Origin of the sequence: Kordia sp. (assembly GCF_045105435.1) — a bacterium.
In the GTDB taxonomy this organism is placed as follows: Bacteria; Bacteroidota; Bacteroidia; order Flavobacteriales; family Flavobacteriaceae; genus Kordia.
The window spans coordinates 1-23,929 of the sequence record NZ_JBGCDL010000283.1 but is presented as its reverse complement, the minus strand read 5'-3'; the positions used below and the strand labels follow the sequence as shown (position 1 = coordinate 23,929).

The following is a 23,929-nucleotide window of genomic DNA, read 5'->3' as shown; positions in this document are numbered from 1 at the left end:
ATTGCGTATTTTGATGTATTACCGCCACCAACCAATAATATTGGTGATATTTTAACCTTTTCGGGAAGCGCTCCTTTAGCAACTGATGCCAATCCAAATGACAATCAAGACAATATCTTTCAAGTAGTACTTTCTTCGTATGATCCAAATGATAAAACGGTTTTGGAAGGCGAACACGTTCTCATTGAAAATGCAGGCGAATATTTACACTACGTAATTCGCTTTCAAAATGAAGGAACGTCACCAGCAGTTAATATCCGAATTGTTGATTTGATGAGTAATTTAATCGATTGGGATACGTTTGAACCTGTCGATGCAAGTCACAACTATTCGGTGGCTTTAGTTACAGGAGATAACCCAGAACTAGAGTTTTTCTTTAACGATATCTATTTGCCAGACAGTACAACCGACGAACCCAACAGTCACGGATATATTGCATTCAGAGTAAAACCAAAAAGCACAGTGCAAGTCGGAGATATCATTGACAATCGTGCTGCAATCTACTTTGATTTCAATGCACCAATCATCACAAACAAAACCGAAACACGTATTGTAGAAGATACGGATGGCGATACTATTTACAACTATCAAGACAATTGTCCAGACACAGCAAATACGGATCAAGCCGATCAAGATGGTGACGGAATGGGCGATGCATGTGATGATGATATAGATGATGACGGAATTTTAAACGTAGATGATAACTGTCCATTAATCGCAAATCCAAATCAAGAAGACTTCGACGAAGATGGTTTAGGTGATTTATGTGATGACGATGACGACGACGATGGAATCCTAGATGTCGACGACGATTGTCCATACTACAGCGGAACTTCAGCTGATGGCTGTCCGTTTACGCTACCTGTAGACAATTACATTGTACAAACCACAAGCGAAACTTGCGCGAGTTTAGACAATGCAAAAATAGACATCAAAGCGATTCAAGAACATAACTATGTGGCAGATTTATCGCGTAACGGAACGCCAATAAACTTAGCAGTAAACACTTTCACAGAAGATTTACTGATACAAAACCTAGATGCAGGAACCTACGAATTATGTTTCAGCATCACAGACGAAAACTACCAACAATGTTTCACGGTAGAAATTGGTGATCCAGCAGAATTACATGCAAATTCAGCATTATCAAGAAGCAACGAATACACGATTGATTTAATAGGCGCAACAAACTACAGTATCTTCATTAATGGAGAAGAACATACAGTAATTGCTCCAGATGAAAATACGACGGTAACATTCACAAAGCAACTTAGTAAACCAGTAAATACGGTTGAGGTAACCACCGAAAAAGCGTGTCAAGGGAAATATCTGGAAACAGTAAAAACAGTTTCAGACGCAAACTTTGTCATGTTGCCAAATCCAAGTAGCAATTACATATATATAAGCTTACTAGATGCTGGAAAAATAGCAAACGCCAACGTAAGCATATACGATGTATCAGGAAGATTAATTGTCAGTCAAACGATTAAAACACCAATAAACAATCAAAAAATAGACATACAAGAATTAAAAACAGGTGTGTATTTTGTACAACTAGCCACGAGCGAAAGTACATTCATACAAAAACTTATAAAAAAATAAATAGATGAAAAAGTTTTTAGGACTAATAGCCGCAATAGCAATCATAAGTTGTAGTTCAGGAGATTCAGATCCAGCGCCAGAACCAGAAAACAATGTTCCTACAGCGAGTAGTTATATAGCGCCAAATAACAATGGCGTATGTACGGGTGAAGAAATATCAGATACGGAAATCAACGTCAACTTTCAATGGAATGACTTTCAAGATGTAGAAGATGATAATTTAGATTATACGTTTACACTCCGAAATGTAACGACCAACTTGGTAGTTGCTACAGAAAATCTAACAGGAACGTCTACAAGTGTTACCTTAGAAAAAGGAACTTCATATTCTTGGAGTGTGGAAGCAACTGATAGCGAAGGCGATTCTGTAACAGGTGCCATATGGCAATTTCAAACGCCTTTCAACGCCATTTCAAACTATTTGCCTTTTCCTGCAACATTGACAAGTCCCGACAATGGAACAACAGTTACAACAACTGACGTAGCATTTACTTGGGAAGGAAATGATCCAGATGATGGCGAAACTGAACTCCTAGAATATGCAGTATATGTAGATACGGTAAATCCGCCAGTACAAGAAGTTGCAAATATGTTAACAGCCGAAACATATACAGAAACCTTAACAACAGGCGTATATTACTGGAAAATTCAATCAAAAGATCCAAGCGGAAACATTTCTAATTCGGAAATAAGACAATTTATCATAGAATAAATTCGTTGTACAATGATATGAAATGAGCCATAACAATCTGTTGATATGAACCAACTTGATTATGAGTGAGTTCCATCTGAAAGCATTCATAAAAAAATAAACAGATGAAATTTTTTAAAATAATTTTTGTCCTTGTCGGAATAGTTAGTTTTCTGCAATCTTGTAAACAACAAACGGCTAAAACAACAAACGAAAAAGTTTCCGTAACGACCTTAAAACAATTATTGCCGAGCGGAACGCCCATTCGGATTCTGATCGATAAAAGCGATTACAAACTTTCTATTTTTACGGCAGATACTTTAGTAAAAGAATATAATGTGGTTTTTGGCGGAAATCCTATCGATGACAAAGAAAAAGAAGGAGACAAGCGTACGCCAGAAGGTGTATTTGGTGTGCGAGATAAATATCCGCATAAAAGTTGGTCAAAATTTATTTGGATTGATTACCCAAATGCGAGTTCTTGGAAAAAATTCAATCAGCGAAAAGCAAATGGCATTATAAAAAATGGTGAAACTATTGGTGGCGAAGTCGGAATTCACGGTGTCCCAGATGGAATGGACAACATAATTGATGAAAAACAAAATTGGACTCTCGGTTGTATTTCAATGAAAAACAAAGACGTCAATGAAATCTATGAATACATCACTAAAAAAACAAAAATCACCATTCAAAAATAGCATGAAGCACTTCTGTAATATATAGAATCACTATTTTAACAGTAAGTCGTTAAAAATAAGTGTCATTAGAAGATTTACAATAAACAATTCGTTGCAAAACTACAGAAAATAGTACATTTGAAAAATCTAGATGGAAAATCAAATCTTTTGAATTCATCAACGCAAAAAATGATCATATATCACTAAAAGTATTAAATAGGTTCAATAAAAAATAATAAAATGAGACGTAAAATAGTTGCAGGAAACTGGAAAATGAATAACGATCTTTCGGCAACGGAAGCATTATTAAATGACTTAATTGCACAAGTACCGAATACTGATGTAAATGTCATGGTAGCACCTACGTATGTAAATCTTTTTCAGGCGTTTAATGTGTTAAAAGAACACAACACAGAAGTAATTGCACAAAACATGCACCAAGAAGCAAAAGGCGCATACACAGGAGAAATATCGGCAAGCATGCTAAAAAGTGTGGGTATAAGTACAGTAATTCTCGGACATAGTGAGCGTAGAGCATACTTTGGAGAAACGGACGCATTATTAGCAAAAAAAGTAGATACAGCTTTGGCAAATGACATGCAAATAGTATTCTGTTTTGGAGAAGAACTGGAAGATAGAAAAGCTGAAAATCATTTTGCAGTTGTTGAAAATCAACTAAAAAATGCCTTATTTCACTTAAATGTTGCTGATTGGAAGCATATAATTTTAGCCTATGAACCAGTTTGGGCAATAGGAACAGGAGAAACGGCTTCGCCAGAACAAGCACAAGAAATGCACGCGTTTATCCGTAAAACGATCGCTGACAAATTTGGAAGCGAAACGGCAACCGAACTTTCTATCTTATATGGAGGAAGTGTAAAACCTGCAAATGCAGCAGAAATTTTTGCAAAAGCAGATGTTGACGGTGGACTAATTGGTGGTGCAGCTCTAAAAGCGGCTGATTTTGTAGCCATCATAAACGCATTCTAACATGTCTACAACATATATAGGTTACACATTCAAAGTATCGCCAGCGCAACCTGGAACGGAAATATTAATAGCAGAACTAGGTTTTGCAGGCTTTGAAAGCTTTGTGGAAAATGTAGATGGCGTTAATGCGTACATTCAAAAAGACGATTGGCACGATGCCATATTAGAAGACATTCAAATACTAAAAAATGAACAATTCAGCATCAGCTATGTATATGAAGAAATAGCGCAAGTCAATTGGAATGAAGAATGGGAAAAGAATTTTCAACCCATTGAAGTGGATGGAAAATGTGTAGTACGCGCACCTTTTCATGAAAAGCCATCCGTTGCTTATGACATTGTCATAGAACCAAAAATGAGCTTCGGAACAGGGCATCACGAAACCACACACATGATGTTGCAGCACATCTTAAACACAGATGTTACAGGTAAAAAAGTGCTAGATATGGGTTGCGGAACTGGAGTTTTGGCAATTTTGGCAGAAATGAAAGGCGCCAAACCGTTAGATGCAATTGATATTGATAATTGGTGCTATCTAAATTCGCTCGAAAACGTAGAACGTAACAACTGTAACCATATATCTGTATATGAAGGCGATGTTTCACTGTTGGAAAATAAAACGTACGATATCATCATTGCAAACATCAACAGAAACATTCTTTTAAGCGATATTCATCAGTATGCGAGCTGTTTAAGCGAAAATGGAATGTTGTTTTTAAGCGGTTTTTATACAGAAGATATTCCATTAATTACGGAAGAATGTGTGAAAAACAAGTTAAAATATGCAGACAAACTCGAAAAAAACAATTGGGTTTCACTAAAATTTGTAAATTCGTAGTAAAATATTGAATATGAGTACACAAGAAAAAATTCAAGAAGAATTACTCACACTAGAAGACATACAAAAAAACAACGAAATTGTATTATATAATGATGACGTAAATACGTTTGATCATGTTATAAATACGCTCATCAACGCATGCGATCATACTGCCGAACAAGCAGAACAATGTTCAATAATTGTGCATTACAAAGGAAAATGTACCGTGAAGACTGGTGAGTATAATGACTTAAAACCAAGATGTAGTAAATTATTACAAGCTGGACTTTCTGCTGAAATAATCTAGTAACTAAAAGACTTTTAATACATAACATATCAATAGACGCTTTTTTTAAGGCGTCTATTTTTTTGCTGAATATTTAACAAAGCGCATATAATCTGTTAATTTTTTAAATATTGTTACTCTTTTTAACATTTCATTAGGAATTATTCAATCAAATTCATAATTTTATACTGTGTTAAAAATCGCTCCAAACAATTATTAACATTAACCGAAAAAACTTCTAAAATGAAAAAATTTAAAAACTTAGCATTGCTAACGGTAATGGCTATGGGGCTTACTTTAACATCTTGTAGTAAAGACACAGCTACTGTAGACGAGGAGCAAGACACAGCCATCGGAATTCCACAAGAAATATTACAAAAAGCACAATCATTGCACTTCAACACATTTGATATGCAACCAACATCAATGGAAAAGCCAGGAGGTAAACTTGAAGAAGGTTACATGATGGAAGGAGATATTTTCATGACAGCTGACCAAATAATGAATATGCAATTGGGTGGAGATATTACAAGCAAACAGTATCGTACAAACAATTTAGTAAATGATGGTGTAATCACAATCATTGGATATACAGGAAATGATTCAAACGGATTAACACAAAAAATGCGTACTGGACTTCAATGGGCTGTAAATAACTATAATAGATTAAACTTAGATATCAGTTTCCAATTAACGTATGGAACAAACTGGCAAGATAAAGATATGGTAGTTTTCCAAGTACAAGGTGGAGCAGGTGGATCTGCAGGTTTCCCTTCAGGAGGAGCACCAAACCAATTTGTTCGTATCAACTCAGGCTTAAATAGCAGTATTTATGATAATGATGTGCATGAGCATGTAATTGGACACGAAATTGGACACTCTATCGGTTTCCGTCATTCAGATTACTTCAGCAGACAAAGTTGTGGACAAAATACAAACGAAGGAAGCGCAGGAGTTGGAGCAATTCATATCCCAGGAACACCTACAGGATGGGATCCAACATCTTTAATGAATGCTTGTTTTAGTACTAATGAAAATGGGGAATTCAATGGTAACGACATCACAGCATTACGATTCTTATATTAAAAACCTACTTATTACATAACGTAATAATTTATAATAAAAATTAAAATCGCGAGCGATTTTTAACACAAAAAAGGCGCTAGACCAAGCGCCTTTTTTTTATTTGTACATTTTGTATATACCGAGAACATAGCTCACGAGAAAACAATACGTTTCAATTGAATCTTTACTGCTGTGCTAGGTATTTTTGAATGAAACTTAGGGTACTATAATTACATTTAATACTTCAAATTAAAGTGTAGAAGGACACACAAATTCCGTTAAAGGAATAGCTGTTGTTTTAATAGCTGCAAATCCGCCAGAAACATCAGTTACCTTATGAAAACCACGTGCTTTTAATATAGAAGCCGCAATTACAGAACGATATCCGCCTGCACAATGAATATGATACGGTTTGTTTGGGTCAATCTCATTCATATTTTTATCAATATAATCGAGTGCAAAATGTTGTGCGTTTTCAATATGTTTTGCTTTGTATTCGCCATCTTTACGAACATCGAGTACATTAATTTTACTTTTCTCTAAACGATTGGCAAATTCATTTGCAGAAATAGAATTGATACGATCTGTTTCTTTTCCAGCAGCTTTCCAAGCCTTAATTCCACCTTCCAAATAGCCTAATGTATTGTCGAAACCAACGCGTGAAAGTCGTGTAATAGCTTCCTCCGATTTTCCTTTTGGCACTATCAGCACAATTGGTTGTTGTAAATCGGCAATTAATGCACCAACCCAAGGAGCAAAACTTCCATCCAAACCAATAAAAATACTATTAGGAATGTGTGCTCCTAAAAAGTCTTTTCGGTTACGTACATCTAACATAAGCGCGTTTTCTTCATTAGCAAGTGCTTCAAATCTTTCGGGCGTTAAGGCAATGTTTCCTTTTTCCAAAATGGTTTCAAAAGGAGCGTATCCAGCTTTATTTAAAAGAGCATTTTTAGCAAAATATTGTGGTGGAGGCGCAATTCCGTTCAAGACTTCTTTAATAAATTCTTCTTTGGTCATATCTGCGCGTAACGCATAATTACTTTGCTTTTGTTCACCTAAAAGACCAACCGTTTCTTTGCTCAAATTTTTTCCGCAAGCAGAACCAGCGCCATGTGCAGGATATACAATAATATCATCTGGCAACGTCATAATCTTTGTGCGAAGTGAATCGTATAGCATTCCAGCCAAATCTTCTTTTGTAAGATCAGATTTAATAGCTAAATCTGGTCGTCCAACATCGCCTAAAAATAGTGTGTCGCCAGAAAAAATAGCATGTTCTTTTCCGTTTTCATCAAGCAATACATACGTAGTAGATTCCAACGTATGACCAGGCGTATGTAATGCTTTTATAGAAATATTTCCAATAGAAAACACTTCATTATCTTTTGCGCTATACATATCATAATCGGTCGTTGCATTTGGACCAAAAACAATAGTTGCACCAGTTGCTTTTGCCAAATCTAAATGACCAGAGACAAAATCTGCATGAAAATGCGTTTCAAAAACATATTTAATCTTTACGTCATTCGCTTTTGCTTTATCAATATAAGTTTGTGTTTCTCGTAATGGATCAATTATTGCAGCTTCTCCATTAGACTCTATATAATATGCACCTTGCGCTAAACAGCCAGTATAAATTTGTTCAATTTTCATTGTTATGATTTTGCGACTACAAATATAGGAAACATTCTGATTGCAAATGTTACGCGTGCATAGTATTAATTTGTTAAAAATAACCCATCATTTTTGCGATTATTACAAAAAAAGGAGTGTTAAAATGCTATATTTATCACGAAATTACTATGAAATATGCCTACAAAAAAGTTTAAAATATGCATCACTATGGCTGGTGCAGTTTCCGCAGGCGCCTACACTGCTGGTGTTATCGATTATTTGTTAGAATCGTTGCATTTATGGGAAAAAGCCAAAGACCGTAATAAAACGCTAGGAGAAAATCATCCTGAGTACGACGATTCTATTCCAATGCATGATGTGGAATTGGAAGTGTTGAGTGGCGCTTCCGCGGGAGGAATTACAGGAACATTGACTGTGTTGAGTTTACTCGATAAAGACCATCAGTTTGTAAATAAGGACAATCCGAAAGGAGCACACAATGTATTTTATCAATCTTGGGTAAAAATGGCAGATACAACTACAGAAACTTCTTTGATGCAATTGTTGAAAGTTGATGATTTGAAAGCAGATGCCTATCCAGAATCGTTATTAAATACAACACCAATTGAAACAATTGCAGACAATGCGCTAAAAACCAACGATCATGTTGCATTTCCAAAATATGTATCTAAAAGTTTAGATTTAGTATTGACAACCACCAATTTACGTGGGTTAAATTTTAATATTGATTTTAAAGATAGCGAAAGTGTTATTACGAATCACGGAGGATTTTTTCGCTATAAAATTGCCAATGAAAATCATACTTCGGGCATTCCAAAAGAAGAGGATTCGTTGTATTTTGTGTTAGATTTAAAAGATGAAGCACATGTAAATTACTTAAAAAATGCCACATTAAGTACGTCTGCTTTTCCTATTGGATTAAAATCCAGAGAAATTACAATTGCGCATGAATATGTAGCGCGGTATCCAAAATATTTATTTGATAGGAGTGAAGGTATTCGTGTCGATCTGAAAAATGACGATGACTATAAATTTAATTCGGTTGATGGCGGATTGATAAACAACGAACCTTTTGGAATTTGCATGAAAGTGTTGATTGAAAAGAACGAAACCATTCGTGAAGACGATAATTACGCTATTATTATGGTGGATCCGTTTCCAAATCAAGACCACGATTTAGATCCGTACGATAGCAAACGCGATATTATTTCTATTGCCAAAGGAATGTTTAAAGCTTTGCGAAACCAAGTCATGTTCAATCAAGATGGAATTTTGGAAGCCTTGTCGTTAAGCAATCGGACTAAATTTTTGGTGGCGCCAAAACGAAAATATCCAGTTGCTAATGGTTTAACACGCGCTAAGAAAGATTTGGCTTCTGCGCCTTTGAGTGGTTTTGGTGGTTTTTTGGATGAATCGTTTCGCAAACACGATTTTCACTTAGGTAGAAAAAATTGTCAGTCGTTTTTACGCTATTATTTTGCGGTAGAAAATAAAAATAGTGTCAAGCGATTTGGTTCGGAAGTTACAGCAGCAGCTAAAAACCGTTTTTCATACAGTGATAAAGACGATTTAAACAAAGTGCCTACCTATTTTCCAATTATTCCAGATATGCGTGTATTGCATGCTATCAAAAAAGAATACGATACAGAAAACTATGGTGAAGATGCAAATTTGGTATATCCTGAGTATCCAAAATTCAATATGGAAACTTTTGATAAAACATATAAAAAACCCATTCAAAAACGAATTCGTGCTATCGTAAAATCGCTTTCAAAAAGTAGATTTTACACCTTCGCTTTTCGTGTTTTAGGACAACGAAAAGTATATAGAATTGTCCGAAAAACGATCAAAAATGGTTTGACAGAAAGTGAACTTTTGTAGGGCTTTTTAGTAAATTGGACTTAAAAAAAACATCTTTAGAACGTCAAATTTAAGTTTGAAAAGTAATTTTTACCGACAAATTATGGAAAAAAACAGATTTCTATAAAATTCATTTTTCAGCCAACAATTCCGTGAAATACGAGTTCTTATAATTTGTAAATCAAAAAGTTAGCTTGTATGTCATTTGCACGTAATTTATAAATTACGGGTACAGTTTCTTTTATGATACACGTACTTTGTCTATGTTTACAACAGGTTTTTTAGGTTATTTATTCTTTAATAAAATTTACAACTTTAAAATTGTAAGTCCGTTAGAAGAATATATTTCTTATGCAAAAAGGAGTGTTGGGGGACGCTCCTTTTTTGTTTTTCTACACAAAATTTAACGCTTATTTTTATTTTTCTACGCTTATACACTATTTTATGGTTTCCAGCCTAAGTTTTGCTACATTCGATCAAGTTTCAATGAGTATTTATTGAGGTTTATTATTCTACAAACAGAAAGGAACGTTGGGGAACGTTCCTTTCATCTTTTATAATAGTTTTAAAAGTGTTTAATTTGATTTGCATGTACTAGGTGATAGTGCTCTGTTTTTTCCTTAAAACGACTGTAAAGTATCTTTGTGTATTAAATAAGTATTCCTTTTAGTAAAACGTATTTTCGTTTCTTTATAATTAGGAATGTATGACAAAAATGACAAGTATATTTTCAATAGAATCTACTAATTACTTAAAATCAGTATCTTACTAATTGATTCCTTGAAGTGTATATTAGTCAAGCACACGCTTGTCGCCAAAATATCGTCATTCGTCTATACTATAACTGTAACTGATCGACTTTTGGAAATGTATGTAAATGATCCCAGTATATTTGCTTTAAATATTTAGTATTACGATAATTACAATCTGGTAAATTGTAAAAAAATAAAGAACTTTTTGTGGCCCGAAAAGTTCTTTTTTTTGTTTTAAACTTTTTTAAACAGATACTTTTTCTTTTCTGTTTTTTAGTTTAACGAGCTATTTTGACCATTTATCTACATATAATTATGTTTTCATCGACTTTATGTCTTACAAAATGGATACTAAAGTATATTTGTAGTGTTAGAATTAAGTATTGAAATGTTAACAATCTGATAAATTGTTTTAAATATAAAAAAAAGAATCCTTTGCCCTAAGGATTCTTTTTTTTATTGGTACCTATTTGTAATTATATTCCTCGCTTAATACACTTCATCATCTTTAACGATACATGCAAGCCTAAACTCGATACATCATTGTTTTACGTATTAAAAAAATAGCTTTCTTTTAAAAGCGAAAAACCAGACGTTTCCATCTAGCTTTTCTATTGGATTGAGTTAGTAAAAATACGCGTATTTTAATTTCAAAAAATAAAAATAGCCATCTTTAATTCGTAAATACGTTTTCTTTTAGTGTAAAATTTTTGTGACCCGTTTGCCAAAATGCAAACGACAATATGTCTTGTAATTCGGTACTGCGTTTTTCGTCACTTGCATCAAAACCATGTCCGCTTTTAAAGTCGACATTTAATATAATGGGTTTGTTAGCCGTTGTGGCTTCAATCATTTTTGCAGCAAATTTACCAGGTTGCCATGCCGGAACGCGTGTGTCATTCATTCCTGCTGTTAGCAATAATGCAGGATATTTAGCTCCTTTTTTTATATGTTGATACGCGTCCATTTCCAGTAAATATTGAAATTCTTTGGCATCTTTTACAGTGCCGTATTCTTTAATTCCATTGAGTCCATTCGGTGTATTTTCTGAACGTAAGGTATTTAGCGTTCCAACGCGTATAATGGCTGCGGCATATAACTCGGGACGTTCTGTAATAACACGTCCAATTAAAATTCCGCCTGCGCTTGAACTCCATGCTGCAATTTTTTCTGGCTTGGTATATTTTTCAGCAATTAAATATTCTGTACAGGCAATAAAATCTTTCCAAGTATTTGGTTTTGTCTTTTTAAATCCTGCTTTGTGCCATGTGTCGCCTTTTTCTCCACCGCCGCGTACGTGTGTTACAGCGTAAATTCCGCCTTTATCAATCCATTGCATCATCAACGGATTTACTTCTGGCGTAAGCGAAAAAGCATAGGTTCCGTAGCCGTAAATTAATACAGGATTGTTCCCGTTTTTTTGAATGTTTTTATGGTAAATCAGCGAAAGCGGAATTAAAACGCCATCATGCGAAGGAATTTCTATTTCTTCCACAACAATGTCGTCATAATTTGTATGGGACTTTTTGGGGTACATATTTTCTTCTGTAAATGTATGTTGCTGTGAGTTGTATTTGTAACGCACTTTATGGGTTGTCCAACCATAAATTTCAACCCATAAATCATCATAATCTGCGCCTTTGGAAAATAAGTAAATGGCGCCTGCAGGTTTTGGAATTGAAATTTCCGTACTGGTTGTGCCTTCTAATTTGTAGAGTTTGGAAGCAATTCCATTTTTCGTTTTTACATAAAATAATCCTTGTTTAGTTATTACAAAGTCAGAAATGGTCTCTTTTGGATCTTCTGCGACTAAAACTGTTGGATTTTGCACATCAGGATTTTTTAAAGACGTTTTGCATATTTTAAAGTTTGATGCATTCCGAGCCGTTAAAAAATAGATTTCATCTGCAACCACATAGAAAAAAGGCACTTTATCTTCTTGAGAAAATAACGGTTTCCAGTCTATTTTTTTATTGTATATATTGTTGTATTCGGTATAATAATATTTGTAATAAGCGCTTGCGCCAGACACATTACTGAATAGATAGTTGTCCGTTGGGCTTTGAAACATGATTTCTGGGAAATCGCCCGAATTCATCTGTATTTCAGGATTATTCTTTTTGGAAAAGTAGACATTTCGTTTTTTTGGATTATTTCCAATTGTATATAAAACGGTTTCTATATTTTTTAAATAATCTTCAGAATCGCTGTTGATTTCAGGAACATGTTCATAAAAAAAGCCACTATTATCAGCCAACCAACGAACACCGCCCAATGCTGCTGGCCATGTATTTTGAATGACTTGTGGATATTTTTTCTTTGTTTTTGTGTCTAGAATGATTATTTCAGAGATTTCTTCGTCGTCTTTAGACAGACTGATCACTATTTTGCTATTGTCCCAACTCGGATTAAAATAGTTGATATAATACGTTTTATCTGTTTTTGATTGATAGTTTTCAGGATTAAAAATTAGAATTTCTTTTCCTTGAATTTTGTATCTACAATAGAGTTTGGCAGTAGTTTCGTTTGCCGTTTTTTTTAGGTAGTAAAGCTGGTCGTTGTTTGTATAAGTAAGTTCCGAAATGGAAATGTTTGTATCATTTGTTTGTGTTTGAAACAACTCGCGACCAGTAATGTTTTGAAGTATATTTTGTGCGTACTGCGCTTCTTTTTTGTACCAATTTAGAATGGTGGAATCTTTCATGTTTTCCAACGGTCTAAATACGTCTACAATTTCTTTTCCATGGTATATTTCGCTAGTATTGTTTTGAATATCTGTAGGAACAGTTCGTTGAAACGAATGCTCTTTTGAACAACCTACAAGTAGGATACAAATAATACCCAGCAATTTTTTTATCATAATATTAAAAATTAATAAGTGTACAAATCTTGGTAAAGGACTTGTACACTCTTAGCACTCTAATTTGATTTTACATAAATACAATCTCATCTTGTTGACGTACTACTTGAATTTGCCCAACTGCATTTTGCGTTGAGTTTCCTGTTTTTGATTGCCCTCTTTTACTTCGATTGTGACCACCTAAAATCATTTGTTGCTCGCTCACTTTCGCTATTTTAACTTTTGATAATAGCAATTTGTTTAGGGATTTGGTTTGGTTTCTCATTCCTTTTCGTTTTAATGTTATACTCAAATGTATGAACTTAATTAGGTGAAAAGCAAATGAAATTACACAATATTTATAAATTTTAAGCAACTAATATTTTATTAATTAGCTGTTTATCAGTGTTTTAAATTTTTAATTTTGTTTTTTAGCTGTCGTATAAAAAATGAAGGTTTTATACCTGTTTTCTTGTAAAAAGCTGCCGAAAACGACTGTTGTGTCTTAAATCCGCACTCTTCGGCAATGGCTTTTATGGTATATTCTCTAAAACGCGAATCGTTTGTAATGCGCTCTATTGCATATTCAATACGTAGTTGATTTAAATAGTTAGAAAAGTTTACTTGCTTTGTTTCATTAATTACTTTAGACAAATAGGAACCGTTTGTATTGAGTTCTTTTGCCAATTGTGGTAAGGTGTATTTTTTCTTTACAAACTTATCTGTCGCTTCAAACTTTTCCAGTTTTGTTAAAATATCATTCACCAAATCTTCGGGTAATTCTTTAATAGCACTTTCGGTAGGAGTTGGTTTTTCTTTTGCAACTGCTACAACTTCTTGTGTTTTTTCTTGTGCAAGGCGTTCTTTTTTCTTTTCCTGTGCTTCTAGTAATTTATGGAAACGTTTCTTGTGAATTACTTGTTTTCGGAAGAAATAGTACATCGCGCCAGCAAACGCTAATAGTAAAGAGAGCAATACAACAATTATTAGATTGTCTCTATCTTTAATTTCTTGAATGAGTTTGTCACGTTTCTTTTCAAGAATTTTATTGTCATAATTTGTTACAATATCTTTTACTAAGTATTCATAATTTTCTTGAGATATTTTACGAAATTTTAATTCTTGTGACAAATAGTGATTCACTTTATCTTTATCGCCACTAGCTATATAATAGTCTGTAATATAACCATAGGTTTCTAACAATTCGGGCATGACATCTTTGGTTATTTCCAATATCGTATCAACTTTCACAAAATTTTCAATACTATTTTTGTTTAGCGCTTTGTTCGTTTTTCCGAGAAATAAATGCGCAAATGCCAATGAAATTATCTGATTGTTACTTTCATCATTCTCTAATAGGTTTTTTATTTTGGTCAAACTATCATGGGCAATTTCATATTCCTTTTTAAAATAGGAATTGATTCCAGCGTTTAGTAAAAAATAGTTATATCCTATAGTATCTTTTCCTGCAATGCTATTTTTTATGCCTTTGTTAATATAATACGAAGCAGAATCAAACTCTTTTGTATAGGTATACGAATGCGAAAGTCCAAATAAAGCTCTATTATATTTAACAGCTGTTTTTTTGTATCCGTTCGTTTCCAGAAATTTTTTGTACTGTTTAAAGATGTCTTTAGATTCTGTATGACGTTGAATCGTATTTTTTATGAGACCAATATGAAAATTAATTGTTTCGTAAAGTAATGTGTTTTCTTTTGTGTACGCTAAGCCAGTTGTAAAATTATCAAGTGCTAATTTGTATTTACCAACGATATAATAATACCTTCCTTTTTGATTGTATCCTTTTGCGGGAAACAGTTCATTGTTTTTTACATCTTTCGTAATAAAGATGATACTGTCGCTATATTTTAAAGACAAAGAATCTAATGGATGTAGATAAAATTCAGAGAGATTTGCATACGCTTCTGCGATTTCAAAAGTATTTCCATTTTGTTTTACGTTTTCTAATGCATCTTTTAAATCGTGAAGTTTTTTAGCCTTTTTTTTGGCAGTATAACTATCATGTTCAGTAGTAACAGCCTCTTTTTTAACCGCTATATATTGTGCAAATACAGTAGCGCAAAAAAAATGTAACACTATGATTAATAGTACTGTTGAGTTTGTTTTTTCTTTACAAATCATGGATAGTTAATATATGGTATATACGCACATAGTAGCGTACGTTTTTTAACACAACTAAGTTACTCTTTTTTTATAAAAATTTGTGAAAGATTTATAAATCGTGAATAGCTTCTCTTGTTTTTAGGTAAATTTTGGTCTTACATTTACAGTAACGAAAAACGATAAAGCGATTTAAAAGCAATGAAGTTTTCTCATAACAAAAGCTTCAAAAGAAGATCTAAATTATTTATTTCTGATATAACATGAACTAGAGTTTAGCCGATTTCTTTACGAAATGTTCAGTTTGTAAATATTTAGATTGACGAGTACTTTTTAAAAGTATGGTTGTTGATTAACGTGCTACTAGTTGTCCTACCAAAACGACTAGTAGCGAATCAACAAAATTTACAAAATCAGTTCAAATTATGGTAAAAAGATAAATTCATAAACTTTTAATCACCAAAAGATGAAATTAACAAACGATAATATTATCTATTTTTTGATCCTAGCGATCTTGATTTTGGCTTTTGGCATTATATACCAAATAATTCAGTCACTCACAATTGATGAAACCTCCGAAAATTTTAATAAACGCCACGAATTACGAAAAAAGTGGTTTTTAAATATCATAAAACCCGATCATAAAACGATTCGGTATAGCATTTTATTGGGAATTTGTATTGCTATTTTAGGAATGAGCATTGCGGTGTTTGCGCAACAACTTATTGATGTGATTCTACCATCTAAAGACACCAAAATGCTTATTTTTAGTATGAGCATTGTTACAGTTCTTTTATTGATAAAGGTATATTTTACAACGATTCGCGATCAATTTCTGATTTCGCAAAGTAAAAATGTAAACAATCGTATTATTGACCGATTTTACAGTTCGTTGTTGAGTTTGCCTAAACCGTTCTTTGACACACGAAAGATTGGTGAATTGGTCGCTCGATTCAACGATACGCAACGCATTCAAAATGTAATTAAAGTCGTTATTGGAAACGTAGTCATTCACACACTTATTGCTATCGCTTCGCTTGGCTTTTTATTTTACTATTCTTGGCAAATTGGATTGATAGCATCTATAAGTCTGCCATTTTATTTCTTATTAATGTATGCTTTTAATACAAAAATCATCAAAGCACAAACAGCAGTAATGCGCAGTTGTACCGACAATGAAAGTAATTACATAAATTCATTACAAAATATATCGATCATAAAAAATACGAACCGACAAGGTGTTTTTCAAAAACTGAATCAACGTATGTATGGCGATTTTCAAGATAAAGTATTTCAACTTGGAAAAATAAATGTGCGATTGTCGCTATTTTCAAGCGTATTTGGCGTATTATTTTTAATGGGCGTTTTGGTATACACATCGTTTCAAGTGTATAGCGGTGTAATGCTTATTGGCGAATTGACAGCCATTTTATGCATTGCAAGTTCATTATTACCATCTGTAGCGAGTTTGGCTTTGGTTGCCATTCCAATCAATGAAGCAAAAGTTGCCTTTGACAGAATGCACGAGTTTACAGCATTAAAAGAAGAAGACACAGGGAAAACGCCATTGACAAGGTTTGAATCATTAGAGATTAAAAATGTTTCTTTTGGTTTTTCAGACAAGAAACAAGTGCTTACCAATATCAATATTGAAATTTCCAAAAAACAATGCATTGCCATTGTGGGCGAAAGTGGTTGTGGAAAGAGTACGCTAGGACAAATTATTCAGAAGTTTTATACACATTCCAACGGAGAAATTATTGTCAATAAAGAAATTCCATTACAACAAGTATTGACCAAAGATTGGCGCAATATCATTGGTGTCATTCCGCAACAAGTGCCTGTTTTTCCAAACACAGTATTTGACAATATTGTATTGGGCGAAGAAGATACGCTTCAAAATGTAGATTCATTTATTACAGAATACGGTTTTGAAGATTTTATTCAAAGTTTGCCAAAAGGATATGCAACCATGTTAGGTAAAGGCGGCATGAATTTATCGAACGGACAAAAGCAAGTATTGGCGCTGATTCGTGTACTATACAAAAAACCACAATTGTTGATTTTGGACGAATTTACCGCAACAATGGATAAAAAAACAGAGTTGTTTGTTTTTAAATTATTAGAACAATTAAAATCGAAAATTACCATCATTTTCATCTCACATCATTTACACCATTTAAAGCAAATTGCCGATGAAATTTATGTGATGCAAGAAGGAGAAACGAAAGCGCATGGAAATCATAAAACATTATTAAAAACGCCTAATTTTTACAGTGACTTTTGGGAAAAAATTCTAAAGACACCAGAACCCATAAATTATATATCATGAAAAAGAAAATTTGTTTACGTAGTTAGTTGACAAAAGATAAATGGGGACGAGAGATTACACAGGATGCACTAATTTTTTTCATTAAGTTTTTAATTTTTATAGTCTGGTTAACTGGGAATACTGGACTATTGCAAAATGTGTGTCTCTCCAATTTTTTTAGGTTAGGGGAACCTATGATTATTTTTAGGCTGGCAAAGTGGTACTCTTTTACGTATCACTTTGCCTTTTTAACTTGTGAATACACAAATTATGAATCAAAAGAAACTAGTATATTTAAAAGGATTCATCTCAGGATTTTTAACCGCTATAGCAGGCATTGTCATTTTTGTGATGATAAGTCTTTTTTTGCTGAGAAGTTGATGCTGATCTTCTTCAAATTTAGCTATACACTGGCTTATTTTTAATTTAAAAAGTAAGGTTTTAATGTAAATAAAAGAAGGTAATTAATTATTAATTGTTACTGATTTTAACTATAATCAATATATTATTAACTTTAAAAAAAAACAATTATGTTAAAAAAAATTTCAAATTTAGGAACAACTTTAAACAAAACAGAACAAAGGTTTATTTATGGAGGTGAATTTTGTGTTTGGCATTGTATTGACGATTGTTACAATTCATTCAAACGAGAAGCCAATCGTGATGCGTGTATTCAGAATTGTATAGCACTTGGAGGAGGATTTTAAATTTATGTACGTAGAAATAATTTTTCTGCGTACTATTTTTATTTTTAAAATACACAACAGGTTCTTAAATTTTTCTTTGAACGCTAAAGCAGGCATTGTCATTTTTGTGATGATAAGTCTTTTTTTGCTGAGAAGTTAAACATACCAATGACTCAGAAAGCTCTGAAATTTGTCTTCAGCTTCGTAATAATAAATACCAACTAACAGTTTGCTATTTTCAGGGACTTTGTTGTTTTCACCTTTGTGATGCGTTGTCCAGAAACTTTCTTTTAAAATTTCTAAGAGTTCTTCGTCAATAGGATGTTCAAAACCATCAATCAGTTGCACAGATTTTACAGTTAGATTTGATGCAAACGTAACCTCAAAAAAAGCAGCCGATTTGCTCAGCTGTATTCCTTTAAATTTGCTTAAATAGTGGGCCAATTTTGGTTTCGTGAAGTATGACTTCTTATCTGTTCGTACGATGTTTTTCTCTTTAAACAGTTGTAAGATTGCCAATTCTTTTCGTTGCCGTTTCATACCTTTTGCCGTTTTCCTTGTTTTCTTTCGGTATGTTGCTGAATAATCCAAATACATCAAGCCAGAACACATTCCAATGGTATACTTTCCATCAACTCTTTTACGAGCATACGCAATTAGTTTGGTATTTTCAGGAATAAAAATACTACAAGACGATCCCGTTCCGCCATTATTTCCAGCAATATAAATTGACTTTAGTTGCTTGCCTTTGTAAAGCGTATGAATTTTAATATCAGCTTTATACAATTCTCTATTTTTTTCGTTGGGATAAATTTTTACAATTGTCACCTTTGCAACAAAATCAGATTGGATATATTTCTGTGTAATACTTAGCGGATCACAGTTGCACGCAACAGCAATTATAGTACTAAAAAAGCAGCATAGTTGTAGTAGTTTTTTCATGAGTTTCTATAATTTTTGATCATTTCTATTGCTTCTGAAAGTGGCAAATGGAATTCCGTTGCGGGAATGATGACAGGACTTCCAAAACGTTGTCTGTTTGACTTCATCAAACGTTTTACAATATTACTTTTGTCTTTAAAAAAAGCTGCTTCATCGTTTAGTAAAATGACCAATGCTTCAAAATTGATTCCATCTTTTAGTGTAAAATCCGTTATAAATTCCCAAGAAATCATTCCCACACCATTTGCAGTACTTGTAATTCCGCGTTTGTCTACGATAACTGAAGGTTTGTTTTTTGCATAAACATTCAATAAGTAACATCCCACGAAAGTGAACAATCCGAAAAAGATATATACAAATATGGAAGACCAAAAAAGTATTGCTACAACTGAAATTAAAATGATAAGCACCGAGAAAAACAATTCTCTATTTCTACGTTTCGCATCTCTATAAAAAAGTAATGGAGTTTTCATTAGTATTAGTTCAATTCTTAAAAGTATGTATAATTTGTAACCTAAAATGAATCTAGTTGCGTAATTTTATGCTGAAATTTGTAATTAAATAGAAATGATATTTATGAAAAAGAATTTTAGTATACTTCTTTGCACTTTATGTGTATTTGTGACTTTTGCACAACAAAATCTGTTACAATCAGGTCCGATGGTTGGATACTCTGATTTTAGAGAAGCATTAATTTGGGTGCAAACAACAGAACCTGCTGATGTGAAAATTGGATATTTTGCAAAAAATGAAACTGAAAAGTTTACAGAAACAGTGCAAACGAGTAAAGCAGGGGATTTTATTGCCAAGTTAACACCAAATGAAGTAGAATATGGTACAATATACACGTACAAATTGTACATTAATGAGGTGTATGTTCCGCGCGATTATAAGTTAGAATTCCAAACGCAAGCATTGTGGCAATTCCGAACCGATCCGCCAAATTTTAAAATAGCTCTAGGTTCATGTAGTTTTATTAATGAAAAGAAAGACGATCGACCAAAACCGTACGGTGATAAATATCAAATTTTTGAATCTATCCTTAAAAAAGATCCAGATTTAATGTTGTGGGTTGGTGATAATATGTATTTGCGAACGCCTGATTTTATGACCAATACGGGAATTCGTCATCGGTATAGACATACACGCGCTACTAAAGAAATGCAAGCTTTGTTGGGAAGTGTTCATAATTATGCCACTTGGGACGATCATGATTTTGGACCAAATGATGCAGATCGTAGTTATGTGAATAAGAAAATAACGGAAAAAGTTTTTAACGATTATTGGGGGAATTTAAACACAAACGCTTCTGGAAATGGAGGAGTAGCACAACATTTTGCATGGAATGATGTGGAATTTTTTATGCTTGACGATCGGTATCACAGAGCACCAAATAGAGATCCAAATCCTGATAAAGCCTATTTAGGAACGCAACAACTCGATTGGTTGATTGATGCTTTAACCAAAAGTAGAGCGCCTTTTAAAGTAATAATTAATGGCGGACAAGTAATTAGTGATGTGGCTAAGTTTGAAAACTATGAAACGTATCCAACGGAAAAAGCAGCATTGCTAAAACGCTTGCACGATGCTAAAATTGAAGGTGTATTTTTTATAAGTGGAGACAGACATCATACCGAGATTTCAAAATTGGAACGTACAGACGCGTATCCGTTAATAGATATTACCTGTTCTCCTTTGACAGCTGGGACACATTCGGCAAGAGACGAAGGCAATACATTGCAAGTAAAAGACAAAACATTTTACAAGCGTAACTTCGGAATTATGGAAGTAACAGGAAAACGAAGAGAACGTGTATTGGTACTCACAATTTATGATGCTGACGGAAACAAAGCTTTTGATTACGAGATAAAGGCGAATGATTTGAGATATCCGCGAAAGAAGAGGTAAATAGTTTTTGATGAAATATTTAAAAATATGACGGATGACAAAATTATAGCCAAAGCCACAAAAGCTTTAAAAAAATTAAACTTATTTAGTCATAATTATTTTAAAATTAGTGTCTCAAAAACGGATAATGAAATACTTTTAGAAACATATCCGGAATTGAAAAATGAATATTCTGTTGATTTTGATTACAAACTTCCTGATGGAAGAGGTGCGCATACTTCTGTAAAAGTCGATACAGAATCGCATAAGTTATTACGCATTATTACGAAGAGTAATATGTATCATGTTCCTGACGATTTACGATAAAGAATATCGCAAATAAGAAATTTTTCTACAACAAGAAACCTGTCAATCTAAAAATTGGCGGGTTTCTTTATATTTTATAGCTTTACGCGATAATTCTCACCTATGATAGCCGCTATTGACATTCACTACAAAGAAACTTATGCAAAAGCTGTTTGTGTGGTGTTTAATTGGTCTGATGAAACTCCAAAACACATTTACACAGCAAAGATTACAGAAGTAGCGCCGTATGTTTCGGGAGAATTCTATAAACGCGAATTGCCTTGTATTCTAAAAATACTTGAACAAGTAGACATAACTACTTTAGAAGCTGTTATTGTAGATGGACATGTTTTTGTAGCTAATGATAAAAAATATGGTTTAGGCGGATATGTTTGGGAAGCGCTTGATAAAAAAGTGCCTATTATCGGAATTGCCAAAAAATCGTTTATCCATACTGAAAAAGTGGCAACACCCATAAAACGTGGTACAAGTGAAAGTCCATTATTTGTGTCTTGCATCGGAATTGCTAAAGAAACGGTATTAGAAAAGATAAAATTACTTCACGGTGAATATCGCATGCCAACAATTTTAAAACAAGTAGATGCGGTTTCTCGCACTGAAATGGAATAGTCTAAAATATTTTACTCTGTAAATCAATTATTTACAGGGTTGTTTATATTTCTTCTGAACGCTTTTTTTCTTAACTTTAGGGTTCATAATTAATGCTTGGTTTATAAAAACGAGTATTTATACGCTAAACTATTCATACTTTTTTTATGAAATTTGAATAATAATTAAAATTAGCTTTACACCAACCAAATTAACACCTAAATAAAATGAAGACTTTATTAAAAACTACTGCACTACTATGCGTTGCTTTTTTATTGCTAAATTCTTGCGATGAAAAAAAGAAAGACGATAAGAAAAAAGACGCAGAAACCACAAAAATAAAAGCCGAAGCGGAAGTCAATTACGACTTAGCGGAAGCAGATACTTCAGCTTCTACTTGCGATTGCGAAACTACTTGGTTTCCACATACACAAACACCTGCTCCGGCAGAAGGTGCCAATAGTCCATTTGCGGCTAGTTCAACAACAAATTGTATCTTTCATCAATGGTCATGGCAAAAATTTTTATGGCTAACAGTACCAGACACTAATAAGACACCATTATTTTTAAGAGATGCAAGTATTAAGCAGGTAGATCCGTTTATGAACCCTGTAACGATTCCGAGTGGAGCAACCTTAGCACTTTCTATAACGGAAGAACAACAAGCAGGATCATTAGGTATTTTGAGATCAAATCCTAACTTTAATAGCGGAAATTCAGAAACGGTTTATTATGCTATTTATATGAACGACACAATGAATGAGGCAGCTTTAACGTATGCTTCACAAATAGCAGATGGTACCTTAGATCATAATAATGCGCAGGCATTTCCTGTAGGATCGTTTGAGTTAAAAACATCATGGATTCCAACAACTGCAATTCCACAAGCAGATTTACCTAATTATTATACAACCAATGCTAATATTGATGGAGTTACTACAGAAGTGGCACTTTTAGGAATGCATGTTGTAGGCGTTGTTGAAAATCATCCTGAGTTTATTTGGGCTACTTTTGAGCATAACAATTTGGCGCCAGCGTTTGATTGGACAAAAGGAACAGCAAGTACGGATACTGATAAATTATTATTTAAAGCAGGAAGTGTTTCAACTATTGATGGAATTCAATGGCCATATGGAGGCGCTGCACCTACTTTAGAAAGTGAAGCATATACACTTTTTAAAAATGGTGTTCCAAGAATTTCTGGAAGCGATCCAAAAACAAATTTCATGGCAACGAGCCAATCGGAACCTCAAAACTTCAACAATATTGAAAGCATTGATAGTTGTGTAGCTAAAAATTTAACGGATGTTTGGAATAACTATGCATATACAGGTTCTATTTGGATTAATACAGACGGACTTACTCCTACAGAACAAACTGCATTGATAAATAGTTTGGGTAGCGGTATTGGAGCTGCTACTCCAGGTTCATCTGCAAGAGGTTCATTAAATTCTGCTAATATTTCAATGGAAACATATACACAAACGTTTATGCCGAGCTTATCTAGTATTGCAGCGGATAACTTAACAAACTGTTTTTCATGCCACAGTGCACAAAGTTTTACGAAACAAGGAACACCTCAATATAAATCTCCACTTTATATAAGTCATGTATTTAACGGATACTTAGAACAAGAAAAAGGGGCAACAAAAGATGAGATAAATCAAATGAAAGTACAAGATTTCCAAAATACTTTTTTTAATAAGGAAAAGAAATAGTGTTTACATTTTAGAAAGAATAATATCAGTATTTATTTTTATTGAAAATGCTCCAAATAAAAAGAGAATCCTTAGGGCAAAGGATTCTCTTTTTATTTTTTTAATACAATTTATCAGATTGTCAATACC

20 protein-coding genes are annotated in these 23,929 nt (G+C 33.4%); 14 read left to right on the top strand and 6 right to left on the bottom strand.

The annotated features are described in order from the left end of the window. The 7 genes from AB8B65_RS14480 to AB8B65_RS14450 all read left to right on the top strand — a co-directional run. Positions 1 to 1,602: thrombospondin type 3 repeat-containing protein (locus tag AB8B65_RS14480; RefSeq protein ID WP_405301906.1), on the top strand; the 1,602-nt coding region annotated here is incomplete at its 5' end. A 4-nt stretch (positions 1,603 to 1,606) separates the two neighbouring features. Next, complete coding sequence (locus AB8B65_RS14475; protein ID WP_405301904.1) at positions 1,607 to 2,314, top strand: hypothetical protein; 708 nt, start codon at positions 1,607 to 1,609, stop codon at positions 2,312 to 2,314. A 104-nt stretch (positions 2,315 to 2,418) separates the two neighbouring features. Beyond that, a complete protein-coding gene (locus AB8B65_RS14470) occupies positions 2,419 to 2,991 on the top strand; it encodes a murein L,D-transpeptidase family protein (protein WP_405301902.1) in 573 nt (190 codons plus the stop codon). A 219-nt stretch (positions 2,992 to 3,210) separates the two neighbouring features. Then, positions 3,211 to 3,960, top strand: coding sequence for a triose-phosphate isomerase (gene tpiA, locus AB8B65_RS14465; protein WP_405301900.1), 750 nt, complete (start codon positions 3,211 to 3,213; stop codon positions 3,958 to 3,960). A gap of 1 nt (position 3,961) precedes the next feature. Further along, positions 3,962 to 4,798: a 50S ribosomal protein L11 methyltransferase gene (gene prmA / locus AB8B65_RS14460; RefSeq protein WP_405301898.1), complete on the top strand. Its 837-nt coding sequence runs from the start codon at positions 3,962 to 3,964 to the stop codon at positions 4,796 to 4,798. Between the two features lie 13 nt (positions 4,799 to 4,811). Continuing rightward, positions 4,812 to 5,087 (top strand): ATP-dependent Clp protease adaptor ClpS, encoded by a 276-nt coding sequence (locus tag AB8B65_RS14455; RefSeq protein WP_405301896.1) that lies wholly within the window; start codon positions 4,812 to 4,814, stop codon positions 5,085 to 5,087. 222 nt (positions 5,088 to 5,309) lie between these two features. Beyond that, entirely contained in the window at positions 5,310 to 6,152 is an 843-nt protein-coding gene (locus AB8B65_RS14450) for a M57 family metalloprotease (RefSeq protein WP_405301895.1), read from the top strand. 228 nt (positions 6,153 to 6,380) lie between these two features. On the opposite strand, the gene AB8B65_RS14445 is transcribed toward AB8B65_RS14450, so the two are convergent. Further along, a complete protein-coding gene (locus tag AB8B65_RS14445; RefSeq protein WP_405301893.1) occupies positions 6,381 to 7,787 on the bottom strand; it encodes a rhodanese-like domain-containing protein in 1,407 nt (468 codons plus the stop codon). 156 nt (positions 7,788 to 7,943) lie between these two features. Here AB8B65_RS14445 and AB8B65_RS14440 point away from each other — a divergent pair, with 156 nt between their 5' ends. Continuing rightward, positions 7,944 to 9,650, top strand: a complete 1,707-nt coding sequence (locus AB8B65_RS14440) for a hypothetical protein (protein WP_405301891.1) — start codon at positions 7,944 to 7,946, stop codon at positions 9,648 to 9,650. A gap of 1,404 nt (positions 9,651 to 11,054) precedes the next feature. Here AB8B65_RS14440 and AB8B65_RS14435 read toward each other — a convergent pair. The 3 genes from AB8B65_RS14435 to AB8B65_RS14425 all read right to left on the bottom strand — a co-directional run bounded on the left by AB8B65_RS14435 (position 11,055) and on the right by AB8B65_RS14425 (position 15,362). Then, on the bottom strand, positions 11,055 to 13,241 hold the full coding sequence (locus AB8B65_RS14435) for a prolyl oligopeptidase family serine peptidase (RefSeq protein WP_405301889.1): 2,187 nt from the start codon (positions 13,239 to 13,241) through the stop codon (positions 11,055 to 11,057). Positions 13,242 to 13,311: 70 nt separating this feature from the next. Then, positions 13,312 to 13,506 (bottom strand): hypothetical protein, encoded by a 195-nt coding sequence (locus tag AB8B65_RS14430; protein WP_405301887.1) that lies wholly within the window; start codon positions 13,504 to 13,506, stop codon positions 13,312 to 13,314. A 116-nt stretch (positions 13,507 to 13,622) separates the two neighbouring features. After that, complete coding sequence (locus AB8B65_RS14425; protein WP_405301886.1) at positions 13,623 to 15,362, bottom strand: helix-turn-helix domain-containing protein; 1,740 nt, start codon at positions 15,360 to 15,362, stop codon at positions 13,623 to 13,625. Between the two features lie 445 nt (positions 15,363 to 15,807). On the opposite strand from AB8B65_RS14425, the gene AB8B65_RS14420 reads away from it, so the two are divergent. Together AB8B65_RS14420 and AB8B65_RS14415 are read left to right on the top strand one after the other, a co-directional pair. Then, a complete protein-coding gene (locus AB8B65_RS14420; RefSeq protein ID WP_405301884.1) occupies positions 15,808 to 17,673 on the top strand; it encodes a peptidase domain-containing ABC transporter in 1,866 nt (621 codons plus the stop codon). Between the two features lie 509 nt (positions 17,674 to 18,182). Beyond that, positions 18,183 to 18,359, top strand: a complete 177-nt coding sequence (locus tag AB8B65_RS14415) for a hypothetical protein (RefSeq protein ID WP_405301882.1) — start codon at positions 18,183 to 18,185, stop codon at positions 18,357 to 18,359. A 135-nt stretch (positions 18,360 to 18,494) separates the two neighbouring features. On the opposite strand, the gene AB8B65_RS14410 is transcribed toward AB8B65_RS14415, so the two are convergent. Further along, positions 18,495 to 19,280 (bottom strand): hypothetical protein, encoded by a 786-nt coding sequence (locus AB8B65_RS14410; RefSeq protein WP_405301879.1) that lies wholly within the window; start codon positions 19,278 to 19,280, stop codon positions 18,495 to 18,497. Then, positions 19,277 to 19,753, bottom strand: coding sequence for an STM3941 family protein (locus AB8B65_RS14405; RefSeq protein ID WP_405301877.1), 477 nt, complete (start codon positions 19,751 to 19,753; stop codon positions 19,277 to 19,279). Before AB8B65_RS14405 ends, AB8B65_RS14410 begins: the two co-directional genes overlap by 4 nt. Positions 19,754 to 19,856: 103 nt before the next feature. On the opposite strand from AB8B65_RS14405, the gene AB8B65_RS14400 reads away from it, so the two are divergent. The 4 genes from AB8B65_RS14400 (at position 19,857) to AB8B65_RS14385 (ending at position 23,800) form a co-directional block, all read left to right on the top strand. Further along, positions 19,857 to 21,188, top strand: coding sequence for an alkaline phosphatase D family protein (locus tag AB8B65_RS14400; protein ID WP_405301876.1), 1,332 nt, complete (start codon positions 19,857 to 19,859; stop codon positions 21,186 to 21,188). A 27-nt stretch (positions 21,189 to 21,215) separates the two neighbouring features. Then, a complete protein-coding gene (locus AB8B65_RS14395) occupies positions 21,216 to 21,494 on the top strand; it encodes a hypothetical protein (RefSeq protein ID WP_405301874.1) in 279 nt (92 codons plus the stop codon). A gap of 102 nt (positions 21,495 to 21,596) precedes the next feature. Then, positions 21,597 to 22,103 (top strand): endonuclease V, encoded by a 507-nt coding sequence (locus AB8B65_RS14390; protein ID WP_405301872.1) that lies wholly within the window; start codon positions 21,597 to 21,599, stop codon positions 22,101 to 22,103. Between the two features lie 206 nt (positions 22,104 to 22,309). Further along, positions 22,310 to 23,800 carry a hypothetical protein gene (locus tag AB8B65_RS14385; protein WP_405301870.1) on the top strand — a complete coding sequence of 497 codons (1,491 nt, stop codon included), beginning with the start codon at positions 22,310 to 22,312 and terminating at the stop codon, positions 23,798 to 23,800. The last annotated feature ends 129 nt before the right edge of the window (positions 23,801 to 23,929 follow it).

What these genes read in the sequence shown, in the direction of transcription:
- AB8B65_RS14475 (WP_405301904.1), top strand. Translation starts at nt 1,607, where the DNA reads ATGAAAAAGTTTTTAGGACTAATAGCCGCAATAGCAATCATAAGTTGT.
- AB8B65_RS14470 (WP_405301902.1), top strand. Translation starts at nt 2,419, where the DNA reads ATGAAATTTTTTAAAATAATTTTTGTCCTTGTCGGAATAGTTAGTTTT.
- tpiA (WP_405301900.1), top strand. Translation starts at nt 3,211, where the DNA reads ATGAGACGTAAAATAGTTGCAGGAAACTGGAAAATGAATAACGATCTT.
- prmA (WP_405301898.1), top strand. Translation starts at nt 3,962, where the DNA reads ATGTCTACAACATATATAGGTTACACATTCAAAGTATCGCCAGCGCAA.
- AB8B65_RS14455 (WP_405301896.1), top strand. Translation starts at nt 4,812, where the DNA reads ATGAGTACACAAGAAAAAATTCAAGAAGAATTACTCACACTAGAAGAC.
- AB8B65_RS14450 (WP_405301895.1), top strand. Translation starts at nt 5,310, where the DNA reads ATGAAAAAATTTAAAAACTTAGCATTGCTAACGGTAATGGCTATGGGG.
- AB8B65_RS14445 (WP_405301893.1), bottom strand. Translation starts at nt 7,787, where the DNA reads ATGAAAATTGAACAAATTTATACTGGCTGTTTAGCGCAAGGTGCATAT.
- AB8B65_RS14440 (WP_405301891.1), top strand. Translation starts at nt 7,944, where the DNA reads ATGCCTACAAAAAAGTTTAAAATATGCATCACTATGGCTGGTGCAGTT.
- AB8B65_RS14435 (WP_405301889.1), bottom strand. Translation starts at nt 13,241, where the DNA reads ATGATAAAAAAATTGCTGGGTATTATTTGTATCCTACTTGTAGGTTGT.
- AB8B65_RS14430 (WP_405301887.1), bottom strand. Translation starts at nt 13,506, where the DNA reads ATGAGAAACCAAACCAAATCCCTAAACAAATTGCTATTATCAAAAGTT.
- AB8B65_RS14425 (WP_405301886.1), bottom strand. Translation starts at nt 15,362, where the DNA reads ATGATTTGTAAAGAAAAAACAAACTCAACAGTACTATTAATCATAGTG.
- AB8B65_RS14420 (WP_405301884.1), top strand. Translation starts at nt 15,808, where the DNA reads ATGAAATTAACAAACGATAATATTATCTATTTTTTGATCCTAGCGATC.
- AB8B65_RS14415 (WP_405301882.1), top strand. Translation starts at nt 18,183, where the DNA reads ATGTTAAAAAAAATTTCAAATTTAGGAACAACTTTAAACAAAACAGAA.
- AB8B65_RS14410 (WP_405301879.1), bottom strand. Translation starts at nt 19,280, where the DNA reads ATGAAAAAACTACTACAACTATGCTGCTTTTTTAGTACTATAATTGCT.
- AB8B65_RS14405 (WP_405301877.1), bottom strand. Translation starts at nt 19,753, where the DNA reads ATGAAAACTCCATTACTTTTTTATAGAGATGCGAAACGTAGAAATAGA.
- AB8B65_RS14400 (WP_405301876.1), top strand. Translation starts at nt 19,857, where the DNA reads ATGAAAAAGAATTTTAGTATACTTCTTTGCACTTTATGTGTATTTGTG.
- AB8B65_RS14395 (WP_405301874.1), top strand. Translation starts at nt 21,216, where the DNA reads ATGACGGATGACAAAATTATAGCCAAAGCCACAAAAGCTTTAAAAAAA.
- AB8B65_RS14390 (WP_405301872.1), top strand. Translation starts at nt 21,597, where the DNA reads ATGATAGCCGCTATTGACATTCACTACAAAGAAACTTATGCAAAAGCT.
- AB8B65_RS14385 (WP_405301870.1), top strand. Translation starts at nt 22,310, where the DNA reads ATGAAGACTTTATTAAAAACTACTGCACTACTATGCGTTGCTTTTTTA.